14 protein-coding genes are annotated in these 17405 nt (G+C 64.5%); 4 read left to right on the forward strand and 10 right to left on the reverse strand.

Going from position 1 to position 17405, the window contains the following annotated elements:
* Positions 1-82: 82 nt before the first annotated feature.
* The 6 genes from PALO_RS09915 to PALO_RS09940 form a co-directional block, all read right to left on the reverse strand.
* Positions 83-1030: an endonuclease domain-containing protein gene (locus PALO_RS09915; protein ID WP_004810275.1), complete on the reverse strand. Its 948-nt coding sequence runs from the start codon at positions 1028-1030 to the stop codon at positions 83-85.
* 320 nt (positions 1031-1350) lie between these two features.
* A complete protein-coding gene (locus tag PALO_RS09920) occupies positions 1351-2472 on the reverse strand; it encodes a glycosyltransferase (RefSeq protein ID WP_015583435.1) in 1122 nt (373 codons plus the stop codon).
* Positions 2472-3539, reverse strand: coding sequence for a non-hydrolyzing UDP-N-acetylglucosamine 2-epimerase (wecB, locus tag PALO_RS09925; protein WP_015583436.1), 1068 nt, complete (start codon positions 3537-3539; stop codon positions 2472-2474). Before wecB ends, PALO_RS09920 begins: the two co-directional genes overlap by 1 nt.
* 61 nt (positions 3540-3600) lie before the next feature.
* Positions 3601-4845 (reverse strand): O-antigen ligase family protein, encoded by a 1245-nt coding sequence (locus PALO_RS09930; RefSeq protein WP_015583437.1) that lies wholly within the window; start codon positions 4843-4845, stop codon positions 3601-3603.
* Complete coding sequence (locus tag PALO_RS09935) at positions 4842-5975, reverse strand: glycosyltransferase (protein ID WP_015583438.1); 1134 nt, start codon at positions 5973-5975, stop codon at positions 4842-4844. The genes PALO_RS09930 and PALO_RS09935 overlap by 4 nt, the downstream gene beginning before the upstream one ends.
* 2 nt (positions 5976-5977) lie before the next feature.
* Positions 5978-7276 (reverse strand): nucleotide sugar dehydrogenase, encoded by a 1299-nt coding sequence (locus PALO_RS09940; protein ID WP_015583439.1) that lies wholly within the window; start codon positions 7274-7276, stop codon positions 5978-5980.
* Positions 7277-7438: 162 nt separating this feature from the next.
* On the opposite strand from PALO_RS09940, the gene PALO_RS09945 reads away from it, so the two are divergent.
* The 4 genes from PALO_RS09945 to PALO_RS09960 all read left to right on the forward strand — a co-directional run bounded on the left by PALO_RS09945 (position 7439) and on the right by PALO_RS09960 (position 11816).
* Positions 7439-8200, forward strand: coding sequence for a DeoR/GlpR family DNA-binding transcription regulator (locus tag PALO_RS09945; protein WP_015583440.1), 762 nt, complete (start codon positions 7439-7441; stop codon positions 8198-8200).
* 345 nt (positions 8201-8545) lie between these two features.
* Positions 8546-9496, forward strand: a complete 951-nt coding sequence (locus tag PALO_RS09950; protein WP_004810268.1) for a 1-phosphofructokinase family hexose kinase — start codon at positions 8546-8548, stop codon at positions 9494-9496.
* 13 nt (positions 9497-9509) lie between these two features.
* Positions 9510-11516, forward strand: coding sequence for a PTS fructose transporter subunit IIABC (locus PALO_RS09955; protein WP_015583441.1), 2007 nt, complete (start codon positions 9510-9512; stop codon positions 11514-11516).
* A 42-nt stretch (positions 11517-11558) separates the two neighbouring features.
* Positions 11559-11816 (forward strand): HPr family phosphocarrier protein, encoded by a 258-nt coding sequence (locus PALO_RS09960; protein WP_004810266.1) that lies wholly within the window; start codon positions 11559-11561, stop codon positions 11814-11816.
* A gap of 77 nt (positions 11817-11893) precedes the next feature.
* On the opposite strand, the gene PALO_RS09965 is transcribed toward PALO_RS09960, so the two are convergent.
* The 4 genes from PALO_RS09965 to PALO_RS09980 form a co-directional block, all read right to left on the reverse strand.
* Positions 11894-12694 (reverse strand): SDR family NAD(P)-dependent oxidoreductase, encoded by an 801-nt coding sequence (locus tag PALO_RS09965; protein WP_015583442.1) that lies wholly within the window; start codon positions 12692-12694, stop codon positions 11894-11896.
* Between the two features lie 23 nt (positions 12695-12717).
* Positions 12718-13902, reverse strand: a complete 1185-nt coding sequence (locus PALO_RS09970) for an NAD(P)/FAD-dependent oxidoreductase (RefSeq protein ID WP_187290320.1) — start codon at positions 13900-13902, stop codon at positions 12718-12720.
* 290 nt (positions 13903-14192) lie between these two features.
* Positions 14193-15794 (reverse strand): peptide MFS transporter, encoded by a 1602-nt coding sequence (locus PALO_RS09975; protein WP_015583444.1) that lies wholly within the window; start codon positions 15792-15794, stop codon positions 14193-14195.
* 237 nt (positions 15795-16031) lie between these two features.
* On the reverse strand, positions 16032-17399 hold the full coding sequence (locus tag PALO_RS09980) for an O-antigen ligase family protein (protein ID WP_015583445.1): 1368 nt from the start codon (positions 17397-17399) through the stop codon (positions 16032-16034).
* Positions 17400-17405: the final 6 nt, after the last annotated feature.

Here is a 17405-nt window from a genome sequence, read left to right on the forward strand (position 1 = left end):
TGGGTCAGCGAACGGGACGAATCAAGACCCATCAGGGGGTAGGCTGCCCTCCTTCGCCGTTACAAGGTTGGATCCGCGAGCCTCAGGCTGGCGCGACACCGCCCATGATCTGCCGCAGGACGGATTCACTGAACATGGTTCTTGGCCGATGCCGCCGATGCAGGTGGGAGGCGAGCCAGTCCAGGACGAATCTCGGGGTCTTACGGAGCATCGTCGGGGTGACGTGGAGCACCTTCCAGCCATGACGGTCCAGATGGGCCGACCTCATCATCGTCTCCTCATAACCCCCGGCGGTGCCGTGAACTGACCGGCCATCAATCTCCAAGGCGACCTTCTCGGCCTCGAAGGCTTGGTCCAGGTAGTAATGACGACCTCCCACCCGGACCTTGTGGTTGGGCTTGTGACCGGTGATCCCGGTGGCGCGAAGCAACCTGCTCATCTCCAGTTCCGGGATCGACCATGCGGCCAGGAGAATGTCAGCCAATGCGGCATCGACCTCGGCCTTTGGGTATCGGCCGGTCAGGCTCTTGCGTGCCCGACGACAGGATTCGGGAGTCACGAGGCGTTGTCGCAGGGCCTCGCAGACCCACTCCCATTCCCCCTGAATGGCGAGGACGAGGACCGATACCTCAGCGGTGGCAATCCGAACCCGCTCCCGCTCGGTCACGAAACGATGCGGCACGTGCCAGCGACGTACCCGAATACCCGGTCGGACCAACCGACGGGTTGAGGAAAAGGCCTCCACTTCATTGATGGTTCGGAAGTCCATGGGCCTGTTGGCGCCAGGAGCGGTCATCCCGAGCAGCAAGAGAGCGGTCTTTCCGACGATCACGGCATCGCGGTGCCACAACAGCAGCGCGCGAAGGATGGTCTTGGGGTCTCTGGCAAGGGCTGTCGCAGCAACCACTCCTGGCAAGATGCGGACTGCGTCTCCTCGGGCCACCGCCCGGTCGGCCTGGCCTCGGATGTAGCTGTGACGGTGGATGCGGGCAACGCCACGGTGATCGAGTCGTTCTTGAAGGTTCCTCACACCCCAATTTGTCGGCGGGACCCGCGATTTCTGCCAGGCAATTTCAATTCTGTGGACAACTCTGGTCGGGGTAGCCAAATCTTCTGTGGAAAACCGTCTTCTGAACCCGATCCTCGCCAGGTGAGATGGCTCACCGCATGTTCATCACCCCAATCACCACAGGAATGGGACAAGGTGGGTCCCGGGCGGGGAGGAACTGCGGGAGAAGCAGGCACGAGGCAGGTTGGACCTGGGGCCAGGGTTGGTCAGGTTACGGAATCAATGGTGGGGAAGGTCCGACGTGCACCGGTAACCCCAGCCACGCGCTCGCTCCCGAGTAATCAGCCCTCGAGCAGGCGAGAAACCAGCCCCGTCAGCGCCTCAGCCTGGGACTCAAAGTTCAGCCCCGACTCGACGGCCCGACGTCCCGCCTGGCCCATCTCATGGCAACGCTTCGGATCGGCAAGCAGCGCGCCAACGGCATCAGCGGTCGCGGCGACATCCTCGGTGTCGACGAAGATCCCGGCACCATAGCCGTCGAACATCTCCCGCCATGCCGGGAAATCGGATGCCGCGAACGGTACCTGCGAGGCCATGTACTCGAACAATTTCGTCGGCAGAGAGGCGACGTAGTTCGGTAACGGTTTGAGGAATACCAACCCCAGCTGGCCGCTGGCCAACACCTTCGGCACTTCGTTCGGGCCAATAAGGCCCAAGTGCTCGACAAAGCCCTCGGCCACCGCGCGGTCAACGGTGTCCTGACAACGCGGCAGCACCCGTCCGGCCAGCACCAAATGGGCCCCTGGCACCCGCTGACGAGACCGACGCGTCACGTCGATCATGAAGGAGAGCTTGCGCTCCTCCGACAGGTCTCCGACGTACACCAGCCGCCCCGGCACCGGAGCCGGAGTCGCGTCGTAATTCGCCAGCCAGGGATAGTTGCGCACCACCGTCACCGGGGAGTGGTGAAACCTTTCCCCGACCGTCGGTGTCGCGGCAACGACGGCGTCGACCCCGCGGTCGGCCAGCCCGACGAGTCCACGCGCTGCCAACCGGGCCAGCGGCCGCGTCACCCTACCCAAGTACGGCTTCGTGTCGACCTGGCCGATGAGGTCCTCGTGAGCGTCGTGGATGACCTTGCAGTGGTGACGACGTCCCCACAGCAGCGCCAACGGGATGAGCTCGGGATCATGGATGTGCAGCACCTCAGGTTGAAGGGCCTGCAGGTGGTGCCACGCCTCCCGCTGACTGACGACCAGCCGACGGAGTCGTCCCTCCTCGCGGTGCAGAGCGACGACCGGAATCCCCTGGTCAACCCCGTCATGCTCGGCGGAAATGACGAGGTGATAGTCATGGCCGACCCCGACCAGGGCCCGCGCCTCCTTGTTGAAGACCCGGTTGTCGTGGCCGTGATGCACCGTCGACAGGGACACCACCCTGCCGAGGCGAGGGGAATCGGTCATCAGTCCGTCTTGCCGGCCTCGAGCAGTACCTTGGCGACATTGGCAGCAGCATTGCCGTCACCGTACGGATGTCCCGGATCGCCCTCGGGGTGCGGGCGGGTGGCGTACTCGGCGAGGTGCTCGGCGTCGGGATCGAGCACGTTCCAGCCATTCTCGACGGTCTCCACCCATTCGGTTTCGGTACGTACCGTCGTGCAGATGGTGCCGAGCAGGAAGGCCTCCTTCTGCAGACCGCCCGAGTCGGTGATGACGCCGACGGCATTGGTGACGGCATTGACCATGTCGGGATAAGCCAGCGGGTCGATGGTGGTGAGGTTGCCGCGGGCGATGGTGATGCCGTCGGCCTCGGCGCGGGCGCGCAGACGCGGGTGCACCGGCAGGATGACCTTACGGTCCAGGCCGCCGAGGGCATCAAGGATATGGGCCAGACGCTCGGGATCGTCGGTGTTGTCGGCGCGGTGGATCGTCGCCATGACGTACTTCTCGCCCTTCTCCACGCCGGGTACCGGGCGCGGGTTGGCAAGGACGGAGTCGCGCACCTGCAGGCAGACATCGGTCATGACGTCACCGACGAGCACCGATCGGGCAGCCAGCCCCTCGTCGGCCAAGTGACCCATGGCCACCTCGGTCGGAGCCAGGCAGAGGTCAGCAGCGTGGTCGGTGAGGACCCGGTTGTGCTCCTCGGGCATGCGGCGGTTGAAGGAACGCAGACCGGCCTCGAGGTGGGCCACCGGAAGGTGCATCTTGACGGCGGAGAGAGTGCCGGCAATGGTCGAATTGGTGTCGCCGTAGACGAGCACCCAATCCGGGTTCATCTCCTCCAGCACCGGGTCGAGCTGCTCGAGCATGCGACCGGTCATGAGGCCGTGGGAGCCGCCACCGACACCCAGGTGCAGATCAGGATTCGGGATGCCGAGCTCGATGAAGAAGGAGTCGGACATGTTGACGTCGTAGTGCTGGCCGGTGTGGATGATCTTGTGATCGATTCCCTCGGCCGCGAAGGCCTTGGCCACCGGGGCCAACTTCACGAACTGGGGACGAGCCCCGACGATGCTCACGACGCGCATTGATGAACCTTCCTGCCCGCGTACCGTACGTCGACCCAGCCTATCGTCCAGCGCCGTCAACTCACGCCTCCTCGCGAACAGCACGTCGCGCCATCACGGTATCTCGCGACCCGACCACGGTGTCGAGCAGGACGAGCACGGCCATCCACAGGGCGACGACGTTCGGCCCGACGAAAACACTGTTGGCCATCATGAGCACTGGGACCGCGAACATCATCGCGATGTACAGCCTGGCGATATGGCGGGTCTGTCCCGAGCGATGCGCACACCGCTGGAACGCCCGGACGATTCCCCACACCCATGCCACGACGAGTACAGCAGCGACGAGAACACCGTAGTCGGAGGCCACATGGATGAGTCCGTTATGGGGATTGGTCTTGTGGTGCAGGGAATACACTGCGGGGTGACGGGACAGGTGGGCGAACCCACCGGGTCCGACCCCGATCAGCGGGTGCGTCGCGATGAGGTGCAGCCCGAAGCCGAGCAGGGACAGCCTGACCGGCCAGGAGTGTGAGCCGAGATTGGCATGCTGCACCAGGACGGCGATGACGTCATTCCACGCCGAGAGCAGCGTCGCCCGACCTGCCCCGAGGGCCAGTACGACGACGGCCACGGCTCCCGCACCGACGACGATCCGACCGTATTTCCACGTCAGAGCCGCGCCGATGGCCATCAGTATCGCACCCATGAGGCAGAGCTTCGACCCGGTCAGCCACAGCAGGTAGAAGCTGGCAAGGGCCACGACGACGTGGCACCAGCGTTGCCAACCGCCCTTGACGACGGCGTGCCACGCGATCAGACCCAGACCCAGCACGAGGAACAGGCCGTAGTAGTTCGGGTTCGGGAAGAAGGTTCCCGGCAGCGGGTACACCAGCGGTCGGCCCCGCCACAGACCGTCGATGAACTGCGCCAGGTGACGCGTCGTGCGGTGCTCCCACACAGCAATGGGGAGGCTGACGAGGATGGCGACCTCCCACCCCAGGGTCAGGTCTTCCAGGGTGTCGTCATTCCTCACCCTGGACAGGGCCCACACCAGCACCAACCCGATGACGAGGTTGGCGAGATCGCCCCAGGCAGGCGTCCAGGACACCATGAGCCCGGACACCACACCGACGACCACCCACGCGAGACCAAAGATGATCAGCGGCCACTGTCGCGGCCACGACGTCCCCTTGATCAGAGCTATCACGGCCAGGGCGGCCACGTCTGCCCGGAAGGACGTCAAGGGCCCCACCGCCGCGTAGGTGCCGAAGAGCACCGTCAGCGGCAGCAGGGCCACCAGGACACGGGTGAGGATCCGGGTCATGCCTCGACGATCTGGGAGTCCTGACGCTTCAGGGCGCGCTCCTCGACAGTGACGAGGGCGTCGACGTCAGCCTCGAAGTTGAACTCCTCGGCGATGGCACGTCGACCGTTCTCACCGAGACGCTTGCAGCGCTCCGGGTCGGCCAGCAGCTCCTTGGTCGCCTCGGCCGCAGCCTTGGCGTCCTTCGAGGTGTCGACGAAGACTCCACAGTCCCACTTCTCTAACATGTTCACCAGGAACGGCAGGTCGGTCGAGATGAACGGGATCCCGGCCGCCATGTACTCGAAGAGCTTGGTGGGCAGCGAGTTGACGTAGTTCGGCAGCGGCTCGAGGAAGACCAGGCCGATGACCGAGGAGGCGAGCAGACCGGGCACCTCGTCAACCGGGATGGATCCGCAGTAGTCAACGCGCGGATGCTTGTCGAGCTCGTCGAACAGGTAGGCGACCTCGGGATCCTGCTTGCCGGCGATGACGAGGCGGGCGTCACCGTCCATCAGGGCCATCATGTCGAACATCTTGTCGGTCTGACGTCCCTTGGACAGCATGCCGACGTAGACGATCTGGCCTGGAACCTTCTCCCCCTCCACCGTGGTGTCGAAGCTCGACAGCAGCGGGTAGTTGTGGACCAACTTCTGGTTGCGGTGTCCGAAGTCCTCGGCAACCCCGTCGGTTACCGCGACCACACCGTCGAACCCCTTGTCAGCCATGGTGACCAGGGCCTTGGCGACCGTGCGGGCGACCGGCTTGATCTTCGGTGACAGGTATTCCTTGCCGTCGATCTGTGCGACGAGGTCCTCGTGAGCATCGAAGACCGCAGCCCGCCCGCGCAACTTCTTCCACGCCAGTACCAGCGGAATGAGCTCGGGGTCATGGATGTGGACGAGATCGGGGTTCACCCGGTCGAGGGCCTTCCACACCTTGGCCTGACGGCGGGTCAGACGGTCGATGCGGTTGGTGGCCTTGCCGATTCCCACCACATGTACCCCGTCGACGATCTCGTCACCGTCCTGGGCGCCGATGAACCAGACATCGGCGCCCCGCTTGGCGAGGCTGGCGCACTCCTTGCGGAAGATGCGGCCGTCGCGGGGGTTGTGAACGGTCGAGACGTGACAGACGCGGGCAAGGGACATACTCAGGCCTCCCCGTCACCAACGACGATGACCTCAACGCCGTCCCACTTGGCCGCGTCGACGACGTGACGACCGTCGACGAGGACCTTGATGCCCGGAAGATCGGCCGGGGTCAGCTCGGCGTACTCGGGGTGGTCGGCCTGCAGCAGGGCCCCGTCGACGGGCTCACCGACGTGGTAGGCCTTGAAGCCGAACTTGCCGAGCTCCTCGTCGGTGAACATCGGGTCATGGACGCTGACGTCGGCGCCGGCCTTGGCCAGGATCTCGACGGTGGGGAAGACGCCGGAGAAGGCAGTCTCCTTGACCTTGCCGCGGTAGGAGGCACCGAGGACGACGACCTTCTTGCCGGACAGGTCTCCCAGCACCGAGGCGGCCTGGTCGACGCAGTACTGCGGCATCGTCATGTTGGCCTCGCGGGCGGTACGGACGATGGTGGCGTCCGGGTCGGTCCACAGGTAGAGGCGCGGGTAGACCGGGATGCAGTGTCCACCGACGGCGATGCCGGGACGGTGAATGTGGGAGTAGGGCTGCGAGTTGCAGGCGTCGATGACCTTGTAGACGTCGATGCCGTTGGCGGCGGCGTACTTGCCGAACTGGTTGGCCAGGCCGATGTTGACGTCGCGGTAGGTGGTCTCGGCGAGCTTGGCCATCTCGGCGGCCTCGGCGGTGCCCATGTCCCAGACGCCGTTGACGCGCGGCAGGTCGTCACGATCGTCGAAGTCCAGGACCTGCTCGTAGAACTCGATGCCCTTGGCAGTGCCCTCGTCGGTCAGGCCGCCAACGAGCTTCGGGTAGCGACGCAGGTCGGCGAAGACACGGCCGGTGAGGACGCGTTCCGGGGAGAAGACGAGGTGGAAGTCCTTGCCCTCGGTCAGGCCGGAGATCTCCTCGATCATCGGCTTCCAGCGGTTGCGGGTGGTGCCGACCGGCAGGGTGGTCTCGTAGGAGATGAGGGTGCCCGGGGTGAGATGCTCCGCCAACGACTTGGTCGCGGCCTCCATCCAGCCGAAGTCCGGCTCCCAGGTCTCGTCGTTGACGAACAGCGGGACGACGAGAACGATCGCATCGGCGCCCGGAATCGCCTTGGAGTAATCGGTGGTGGCGGCGAGCTTGCCGGCCGGGACGAGTTTCTTCAGCTTCTCGTCGAGATAGGCCTCACCGGGGAAGGGCTCGTTGCCCTTGTTGATCTCGTCCACGACGCGCTGCTGCACGTCGACGCCGATGACGTCGTGACCCTTCTCGGCGAACTGCACAGCCAGGGGAAGCCCGATCTTGCCCATGGCGACGACGGCAATTTTCATTCCTGAACTCCTTGGGATTCGCGAATACCCCCGTCAGTCTAACCGGGCAGAGCGCCGCAATGAGTTCGTGTTATGCTCCCGCCATCACAGTCATCCCCGCATCATGCGCCTGACTAGGGATTTAGCCTGTTTGCGCTGGGGGCTTTTCGTTGAGGAGGGCCGGTGTATCCCGCCGAGAGACACAAGTGGCTCATCAACATCGCCCGTGAGACCGGTCGGGTGTCGGTGTCTGATGCGTCAGCCTCCCTGGGGGTCGTCCCGGAGACCATTCGGCGCGATCTCGATCAACTGTGCACCCAGAAGATGCTGAGACGCGTCCACGGTGGCGCCATCCCGATCGAGTTCGACCTGCTGGGAGATCAACCCCTCGACACCCGTGATTCCTCCGCGGTGAGCCAGAAGGAGCAGATAGCCAGGGCTGCGCTGCCCCACCTGCCGGCTGACAACGGATCGATCATCCTCGACGCTGGATCGACGACCGGTCGACTCGCGGCGATCATACCTCCCACAAGGCGCTTCACCGTTTTCACCAACTCATCACCGATCGCCAGCGCCATGGCAACCCACAGTGCATGCGACGTCCACCTACTGGGCGGGCGCCTGCGCCCGACCACTCAGGCCACCGTCGGGAATGTCGATGCCATTTCACGGCTGCGTGTTGACGTCGCCTTCATGGGCACCAACGGCATCTCCCTGGACCATGGTCTCTCCACCCCCGACGCCGATGAGGTCGCAACAAAGACAGCGATGATCGCAAGCGCCCACCACGTCGTCGTGTTGGCCGACTCCCGGAAGATGGGGGCAGAGTCAACGATGAGGTTCGCGGAGTTGGGTGACGTGGACGTCATCATCACCGACTCCGGGGTAACCCCACACCAGGTTGAGATGCTGCAGAAGTCTGGCGTCGAGATCGTCATCGCCTGAGGTCGGCCGCAGCCAGGACCATTTCAGTCTCCCCGGTCACTGCGCACGCTTCCCCCGGCACGCACTTCCACCGTGTGTGGTGTTTAGGTTGCTGACGTCAGCACGTGCAACCACAGGTGGCAGCAACCCCATTCATAAGACCGATCACCACACCGACGCCTGTCGCCGGATCAGCCCGTCAAACAGTCACCCCGAGGCATCGCGGCGCCCCGCATCACCAAATGTCCGTTTTAGTGTTTTATTGTTGCTTTTCCAGCTTTTATGTTTTAGAGTGTCACACATCCCAACATTGAAGGGTCGCTCATACCTGAGGGACCGTTGGGAAAAGCGACGAAGGAGTCCCCCGTGATCGTCACAGTCACCCTCAACCCGAGCATCGACCGCACTGCATCCCTGCCTGGGCCGCTGCAACGCGGCCAGGTGAACCGACTCGGCAATTCCACTGAGGTCTCCGCTGGCAAGGGAGTCAACATTTCCCGAGTCCTCTGCGGAGCTGGGGTCGACACCTGTGCCGTCGTACCGGCCGGAACCAAGGACCGGCTTGTCACCGGCCTCGCCAATGACAAGATCCCACACATCGCCGTCCCGATCTCGACGCCAGCGAGGACCAACCTCACCATCACCGAACCCGACGGCACCACAACCAAGATCAACCACCCCGGAGCCGCACTCACCACCGCCGAACTGACCGCCGTCGAGGAGATCATCCTCGAGACGTCGACCGACGCTGAATGGGTCGTCCTGTCCGGGTCTCTCCCTCCCGGCGTCCCTTCGGACTGGTACACCACCATGACCCGTCGGCTGCACGAAACCGGCGTCAAGGTCGCTGTCGACACCTCTGACAAGCCCCTGCAAGAGCTGTCCGGGAAACTCCCCGAGTCAGCTCCCGAACTCGTCAAGCCCAACTCCGTCGAGCTTGGTCAGCTCTGTGGGATCGACGGCAACTCCCTGGAGTCCGCCGCCGAGCAGGGCCATTTCGACGACGTCGTCGCTGCCGCCCGACGTCTTCGCGGCATCACCGAGGTGTTGGTCACCCTCGGCGGGGCGGGGGCCCTACTCGTCACCGAGACCGATGCCTGGCACGCCTGGCCCGAACCAGTCGAGGTGAGATCGACCGTTGGCGCCGGGGACTCCTCCCTGGCCGGATTTCTGCTGGCCCGTACCCGCGGCGACCAACCCGAGAACTGCCTGCGCACCGCCGTTGCCTGGGGCACGGCCGCCGCAGCCCTCCCGGGGTCGACCATGCCGACCCCTGCCCAGGCCGACGCCATCCACGTCAGCCTCACCCATCTGTGAGATCGGAGAACCGATGAACGCCCCTCTCATCATCCCGGAACTGGTATCCCTCGACGCTGACCTGGGCTCGACCAAGGCCGAGGTCATCACCTCGGTCGCCGGAATCATCGCCAGGGCCGGACGCGCCGACGCCCGCGGCCTGACCCATGACGCCCTGGATCGTGAGTCCAAGAGCCCGACCGGAATGCCCGGTGGATTCGCTATCCCTCACTGCCGCTCCGCCGCAGTCTCCCAGCCCTCACTCGGCTTCGCCCGGCTGTCTCCCACAGTTGACTTCAACGGACCTGACGGCCCTGCTGACCTCGTCTTCATGATCGCTGCCGCCGAGAACGGTGGTGCCGACCACATGAAGCTCCTCACGAAGCTGGCTCGCGCCCTCGTCAAGCCCGAATTCGTCGAGCAACTGCGCCAGGCCCCCGACGCTCAGACGGTCGTCGACCTCATCGGCGGGGTCGTCGAACCAAAGGAGGACGCGCCTGTACCGGCAACCACCACCGCCGCCGCGACAGACGCGACAGCTCCCGAACAGACACCCACCACCCACATCGTCGCCATCACAGCTTGTCCGACCGGCATCGCCCACACCTACATGGCCGCCGACTACCTCACGGCCGCGGGTAAGAAGATGGGTGTTGACGTCAAGGTCGAGCCCCAAGGTTCCACCGCTACCGAGCCCCTCGACGCATCCGACATCGAGGCCGCTGATGCCGTCATCTTCGCCACTGACGTCGGCGTCAAGGGCCGGGAGCGATTCGTCGGCAAGCCGGTCATCGAGTCAGGGGTGAAGCGTGCCGTCAACGAGCCCGAGAAGATGGTCGCCGAGGCCGTCGCGGCAGCCAAGGATCCGCACGCGCACCGTGTTCCGGCGGGCCACGGCGAACACCAGGAGCCCGAGCAGGCCGGTTCCCGGATCGGCTGGGGCAAGCGCATCCAGCAAGCCCTCATGACCGGGGTGTCCTACATGATCCCGTTCGTCGCGGCAGGTGGTCTGCTCATCGCCCTGGGATTCCTCTTCGGCGGGTACGAGATCGCCAAGGACGGCATGGACATCGCCCTCCACAACACCTTCAACAACCTTCCGGCGCCTACCGCTCATGCCCTGGGTGGATCGGCCACCATGACCTACATCGGCGCGGTCCTCTTTGCCGTCGGCCAGGCGGCTTTCGGCTTCCTGCTTCCCGCGCTCGCCGGCTACATCGGTTTCGGTCTGGCTGATCGTCCCGGCATCGCCCCGGGGTTCGTGGCTGGTGCCGTCGCCGGAGTTACCGGGGCCGGATTCATCGGCGCCATCGTCGGTGGTCTGTTGGGTGGCCTGGTTGCCTACTGGTTCACCCGTCTCAACCCGCCCCGCTGGCTGCGTGGTCTCATGCCGGTCGTCATCATCCCGCTCGTCGGATCCCTCATTGCCGGTGGCCTCATGTACGTGGTCCTCGGTCGACCGCTGGCCGCCCTCACCAACGCCCTCAATAATTGGCTGGGTGGTATGAGCGGAGCATCGGCTGTCATCCTCGGAATCATCCTGGGCCTCATGATGTGCTCCGACCTGGGCGGCCCCATCAACAAGGCTGCCTACCTCTTCGCGACGACGAACCTCGCCGTCACCAATGTCGGATCCCTCAAGGTGATGGCCGCCGTCATGGCAGCCGGGATGGTCCCGCCCCTGGCGATGGCCCTGTCGACGACTCTGCGTCCGAACCTCTACCAACCGGCAGAGCGCGAGAACGGCACCGCTGCCTGGTTGCTGGGTGCCTCGTTCATCTCCGAAGGTGCCATCCCCTTCGCAGCTGCTGACCCACTGCGCGTCATCCCCTCGATGATGGCCGGCGGAGCCGTCACCGGGGCCCTGTCGATGGCGCTGGGTGCTGCGTCCAAGGCTCCCCACGGCGGTATCTTCGTCTTCTTCGCCATTGACCGGGTCTGGGCCTTCATCCTGGCCATCGTCGTCGGCACCATCGTGGCAGCCTTGCTCGTGACCATCTTCAAGGCCTCAGCCAAGCGCAAGGCCGAGGCCACCGCCTGAAATTTCCACGCCAAAACACACAACCCTGAAAGGGACACCATCATGGCCAGCAGAATCGTCAAAGTCGGATCCTCCGTCGGGCTTCACGCCCGTCCCGCCGCAGTCATCTCCCAGGAAGCTGCCAAACTCGGCTCCACCGTCACCCTGGCCGCAGAAGGAGGCGAGCCGATCGACGCCAAATCCGTGCTGCTCATCATGACCCTCGGTGCTGGCGCGGGCGATCCCGTCACGGTCGCCGGTGGCAACGAGGATGACGTCAACACCATCGCTGATCTCATCGAGTCCGACCTCGACGCCTGATCCCGCTCCACGCACGACGAGGGCCGCTGTCATGACGACAGCGGCCCTCGCCCATCTCCACGTGGACCCGAAAGTCGTCAGAACGTCGCCACCGACCCGGAATCAACACGGTAGTTCGACCCATTGACGAAGGAGGCCTTGTCGGAACACAGGAATGCGATGACGGCAGCCACCTCCTCGGGCTCTCCGTGGCGCTTGAGCTCCATGTAGGGGCGCTCCTCGTCGAGGAAGGACTCGATGGCGTCGTCGAAGCTGACGCCACGTTCCTCGGACCGCTTGTTCATCATGGCGTCGGTCATCGGGGTGTGGATGAAGGCCGGGGAGACAGCGTTGACGAGCAGCCCCTCCCGGGCGTAGGTGCGCGACAGCCCCTTGGCCAAGGCCAACACACCGGCTTTGGCGGCGCAGTACGGGATCTCGTCGTCATAGGGCTGGACGCCATCCTCGGAAGCCAGCAGCACGACACGACCCCACCCGCCGGTACGCAGGTCGGCGATGAACTCCCGCAGCACCCGCACCGGGCCCATGAGGTCGATGTCGAGGGTGGAGAGCCAGCCCTCCTCGTCGATCTCGTGGAACTTTCCCTGGGCGCCGGTGACCCCGGCTGACTGGACGAGGATGTCGATCGGCCCGAAGGCCTCCTTCACCTGTTGGTGGAGCTCGGCCAAGGAGTCGGCGTCGGTGACGTCAGCCGGGAAGGCGACGAGACGGTCCTCGGCCGCGTCGAGGCCCTTCGCGGCCTTGGTGAGCTCGTCGGCGTCAAGGTCGGTGACGGCAACCTTCGCTCCCTCCGCAAGGAGGAGTTTCGCGGTGTTCCAACCGATGCCCGAATCGGCACCGGTGATGAGGGCTACCCGCCCGTTGAGTCCGAGATCCATGATGTTGTCTCCTGTGGTAGAAGTCAGTTGATGGCGTCCGAGAGGTCCTCGGGCGGGTCGGCAAGCACCTTGACGGCCTCGTCGGTTCGCCCAGGCAGGTTCCACAGCAGGACGCCGACCGGCTTTCCGTCCTTGAGGTAGTAGACGACCTGGCCGTCCCCGACCTCCACCGAGGTGGTCTGAAGGCTGGCGTCGAGAGCGCCAACGGCCTCCCAGCGAACCCCGAACACCTGCGAGTACATCATCGGGGTGTGGGCGTAGGGGGTGTCCGAACCGGCCATCGAGCGGCCCGCTGCCTTGCCCATCATGGTGGCGTTGTCGACGTGCTCGACGCGGGTGCGGCCCAGCACCGAGTCCGGGTAGTTCGCGATGTCGCCAGCTGCCCAGATGGCGGGGTCGTCGGTGCGCAGGTACTCGTCGACGACCACGCCGTTGTCGACGGTGAGACCGGCGTCCTCGGCCAGGTTGGTGACGGGAGTCGCCCCCAGACCGGCGACGACGTCGTCAGCCTCGAGGATGATGCCGTCGTCCAGGGTGACCTCGGCGTTCTCGTGCTTGCGCACCGAGGAGACACGATGCCCGGTGACGAGGTGGACTCCGGCATCGGCGAAGAGCTTCTGGTACTCCGACGCGATTTGGGCCGGGAACTGGGAACCGCCCAGGATCGGGTCGGGTGTGACGAGGCTGACCTCGCAGCCCTGCTGGACGAGGGCGGCGGCGAGCTCAGCGACGATGTATCCGCCACCGATGATCACCAAATGATGACCAGGCTGGGCCAGGGCACGCAGTTTCTGGTAGTCACGAGCGGATCGGAAGTAGAGAACGGCGTCTCCGTCATCGTCGATGCGCGACGGGGTCAGGCCGGTGACGAGCAGCAGTTTCTGGTAGCCGAAAACCTGACCTGAACCGACCAGAACGGTCTTCGCATCGCGATCGATGCTGAGGACCTCGGTGTCGAGGCGCAACTCGGCACCGGTGTCGGAGGCAGTGGCGAGGTCGGTCTTGTCCCAGGTGAACTCGGGATCCGTCCACAGCTTCTTGCTGAGGGCAGGGCGGGGGTACGGCGAATCAACGTCGGCGCTGAGGATGGCGATCGACCCGTCCTTGTCAATCTCGCGGATGCCGTGGGCGGCTGAGTCGGCGGCCATCCCGCCACCGACGATGAGGTACTGGTACGTCGTCATGTGTGCTCCCAAGGTTGGGTTCATCGTCGAAACGATGCGTACACAAACCACGTTAATCAGCCCTCAGCGTCCCTTCGAGGGTTCACGGCTGGCTTTCGCACCGAGCCAAGACGCTGGTGGAAGATCGGGTTCTGAACCCGTCGACTGCCACCTGGGATAGCACCAGGAGCTGTCAGCAACCCGATCACCACACACGGTGAAAGTACCTCTGCCAAGGTGTCTCTGACACAGAACCGGGTCGACACGGACCACCAACACGACGTGGGACCCGCCCCACCGGACGGGCCCCACCGACGAATCAGTAGCTTTCAGATTCAGTGGCCTTCAGATTCCGGGGTGACCCCGGCATCCTCGTGGCACACCTGATCGACGTCCTCCATCTTCGACTGGGTCCACGGGGCGATGGCGAAGAGCACGACCGCGACGACGATCGTCACGATGCCCAGACCGTAGTAGAACACCACGTCACCAAGATTCTTCGTGCGCTCGATCGTCACCGATGCCAGGCCCTGACCGCAGGCCGCAGCCAGCAACCACAGAGTCATGTTCTGGGATGCGAACTTCTTCGGGGCCAGCTTGGTGGCCGTCGAGAGGCCAATCGGGTTCATGAACAACTCGGCGACGGTCTGAATGACGAAGACGACGGCCAGGAACCACCACGGCGCGAGCTTGTCCCCGCCTGGCCAGCTCTGGAAGCCGAATCCCATCATGAGGGCGGTCAGCCCGATGATGAACACCGAGATCGCGAACTTCTGCGGGGTGTTGGGGAACTTCCCCTCCCGCTTCCGGAACCACATGCCCAACAGACCGGCAAGGATGAGCACGGCAGCCGGGTTGATCATCTGGTACTGCTCCGGCTTGAGAAGGGCGGAACCGGCGATGTGACCGTCGGTGTTGGCCTTGGCGAAGGTGGCCATCTTCCCGGCTGCCTGCTCGAAGATCATGACGAAGAGCACCTGCCCCACCCACAGCGGGACGAAGGCCCACAGGTGACCACGCTCCCGCTCAGTGACCTTCGAGGAGCGGAACATCGTCAAGAAGTACCCCAGAGCCGTCACGGTGGCGAAGGTGAACAGCGAGTAGGCGATAGCCGAGGTCCATTCACCCAGCAACGCCTTGAACCCGATGACGAGCACAGCACCAATCGCGATGATTCCCAGGGTCTTGAGCACCATCCGTCGCCCCTCACCCGGGGCGAGCGGATTGGGAATGTCAAAGGCGAAGTCGCGCAGCTTGGAACGACCATGGACGAAGGCCACGAGGGCCAGGGCCATACCGATGGCTGCCGCGATGAATCCGACGTGGTACCCGTAGTGGTCCTTGAGCAGACCGGTGATGAGCGGAGCGATGAGGGAGCCGATGTTGATCGACATGTAGAAGTACAGGAAGCCTTGGTCACGACGCGGATCGCCATCGTCATAGAGGCCACCGACGACCGTCGACAGATTCGGCTTGATGAAACCGGTACCGATGGCGATGCAGACAAGGCCGATCCACGACGTCACCACCTGAGGTATCGCCAAGATGACGTGACCGGTCATGATGATGAGACCGCCCCACAGGGTGGAGACCCACGGCCCGAGGATCCGGTCGGCGAAGATGCCGCCGGGAATCGTCATGAGCAGCACCGCAGCGCCATAGGAGGCCATCACCACCTGACCGGCATTGACCGGCAGCCCGAGGCCGCCATTCGCCAAGGTGTCGGTGATGAAGTAGACGAGGATGGCCCGCATCCCGAACCAGGAGAATCGCTCCCACATCTCGACCTGGAGCATCCACGGCAGTCCGCCCGGATGTCCGAGGAATGACTTGTCGTCGCGTGAGGGGCCGGTCACCAAGTGCTTGGGTCTGAACCCCCTCGCCCTTCCAACTGCGGTAACGCCTTCGGCATCGGCGGCGAGCGGCTCGAGGGACATCTAATCCTTTCCTTTCCCCATGGTCCGGGAATGACGAATCCGTCCGGACGGCGGGTTCAAAACCTCCCCGGCAACCCCGAAAACTACCTGCCCGGGCGCGGCATCGACATCCATGACCTGGCGACGTCATCGTCACTAATATGGATTGACGACGGATTCAGGCTAGTACTGTAGCCGTACCATCCGCTGACTCGCCCCGGAAAAAATCACGGCTGAGCGCACAATTTCCCGCCCGAATCAGTGGTCGACGGGCACTTCCTCGCGGTCATCCTTCCCCGTGGTCGTCACGAGCCGGCAGACGACCAGCGTGAAGAACCACCAGAACAGCGCGATCGGGAAGTTCTTGATGAGGTAGGTGTCCATCAGGAAGGCCGGGATCGTCGCGAGCACCCCGAGGCACAGCACCGGGAAGTGTCCGCGAATCCCCTTGATGCACACCGCGATGACGGTGCCCAGGGAGACCAGCAGCAGGGCGAGGCCAATCGCCCCGAGCTCCCCCAGCACCTGGGCGACCAGGCTGTGAGCGTGCGGAAGACTGTAGCCGTACAGGGTCTGGCGCATCCCATGGGAGGACCCGGGCATGAAAGTGGACTCAAGGACGAACCACGGCCAGATGGTCCCATAGCCGGTTCCCATCAGGAAACGACCCGGTGACTCGAGGACGACGCGTCCCGCCAAGGCCCAGGTCCTCGCCCTCGCCGGATCCACCAGAGACCCCGTCCGCACCGTTGAGACGAACCAAATGGCAACTCCGGCCACCACTATCCCCAGGACCGCGAGGATGGTCCATTGCTCACGGCTTCTCCTGCGGTGAGAGCGTCCGAGGAGAACCAGACCGAGGATGAACAGGGCCAGGCAGATAATCCCGGCACGGGACCCGGACGCCGCCAAGCAGGCCAGGTGGCTGACGACGGCCACGCTCGAGAGGATCCGGTGACGGTTCCGGATGACGGCGTCGACTGCGACGGCCCCGGCGAGGATCAGCAACACGTGACAGATCGCGGCCCCACCGAGCTTGGTGGCAACCCGCCATCCCGTCGTATGACCTGCTGAGTACTCGTTGACGAGCCCAATTGGGTTCGCGATCGCCATCAGAACGGACAGTCTCCACAGCGCTCCCTCGAGGTTCTCCACCGCGATGAGTCGGCAGGCGAAGACAGCGACGAGAATCGTCATCGTCGCCTCGGCCAGGGGCACGACGAGGGCATAGAGCGGCAGGCCCCTGACGACCCCCATGGAATAGTCATAGACGACATGGTCATGGAAGGGGATCGAGGCCGCAGCCCAGGCCAGCAGCGCCAGGAAACTGCACGCCACGATGGTGAGGGGACGGGACCACTCCCGCGGAGTCGGTACCCCCCGTGCATCCCTGACGATGCACAACACTTCCAGCACCACGGCAGCTACCGCGAAGAGCGGGAGCATCAGCGGGCACGCGCCATTGTCGAAAAGTGGCTGGGCCACTGTGACATAGGTACACGTGAGGAAAAGACATGCGACGACAACCTCGGCCGCCCCGCTGAACCACTGGGCGGGGTCTACCGAGCGCGATGCCACGGCCCGCAGGCCGGCAGGGAATTCGTGGAGACCAAAGATGCCAGCCATCCTACC

It is taken from the genome of Cutibacterium avidum 44067, from assembly GCF_000367205.1.
Classification (GTDB): domain Bacteria; phylum Actinomycetota; class Actinomycetes; order Propionibacteriales; family Propionibacteriaceae; genus Cutibacterium; species Cutibacterium avidum.

What these genes read in the sequence shown, in the direction of transcription:
- PALO_RS09920 (WP_015583435.1), bottom strand. Translation starts at nt 2,472, where the DNA reads ATGACCGATTCCCCTCGCCTCGGCAGGGTGGTGTCCCTGTCGACGGTG.
- wecB (WP_015583436.1), bottom strand. Translation starts at nt 3,539, where the DNA reads ATGCGCGTCGTGAGCATCGTCGGGGCTCGTCCCCAGTTCGTGAAGTTG.
- PALO_RS09930 (WP_015583437.1), bottom strand. Translation starts at nt 4,845, where the DNA reads ATGACCCGGATCCTCACCCGTGTCCTGGTGGCCCTGCTGCCGCTGACG.
- PALO_RS09935 (WP_015583438.1), bottom strand. Translation starts at nt 5,975, where the DNA reads ATGTCCCTTGCCCGCGTCTGTCACGTCTCGACCGTTCACAACCCCCGC.
- PALO_RS09940 (WP_015583439.1), bottom strand. Translation starts at nt 7,276, where the DNA reads ATGAAAATTGCCGTCGTCGCCATGGGCAAGATCGGGCTTCCCCTGGCT.
- PALO_RS09955 (WP_015583441.1), top strand. Translation starts at nt 9,510, where the DNA reads ATGAACGCCCCTCTCATCATCCCGGAACTGGTATCCCTCGACGCTGAC.
- PALO_RS09960 (WP_004810266.1), top strand. Translation starts at nt 11,559, where the DNA reads ATGGCCAGCAGAATCGTCAAAGTCGGATCCTCCGTCGGGCTTCACGCC.
- PALO_RS09965 (WP_015583442.1), bottom strand. Translation starts at nt 12,694, where the DNA reads ATGGATCTCGGACTCAACGGGCGGGTAGCCCTCATCACCGGTGCCGAT.
- PALO_RS09970 (WP_187290320.1), bottom strand. Translation starts at nt 13,902, where the DNA reads ATGAACCCAACCTTGGGAGCACACATGACGACGTACCAGTACCTCATC.
- PALO_RS09975 (WP_015583444.1), bottom strand. Translation starts at nt 15,794, where the DNA reads ATGTCCCTCGAGCCGCTCGCCGCCGATGCCGAAGGCGTTACCGCAGTT.
- PALO_RS09980 (WP_015583445.1), bottom strand. Translation starts at nt 17,399, where the DNA reads ATGGCTGGCATCTTTGGTCTCCACGAATTCCCTGCCGGCCTGCGGGCC.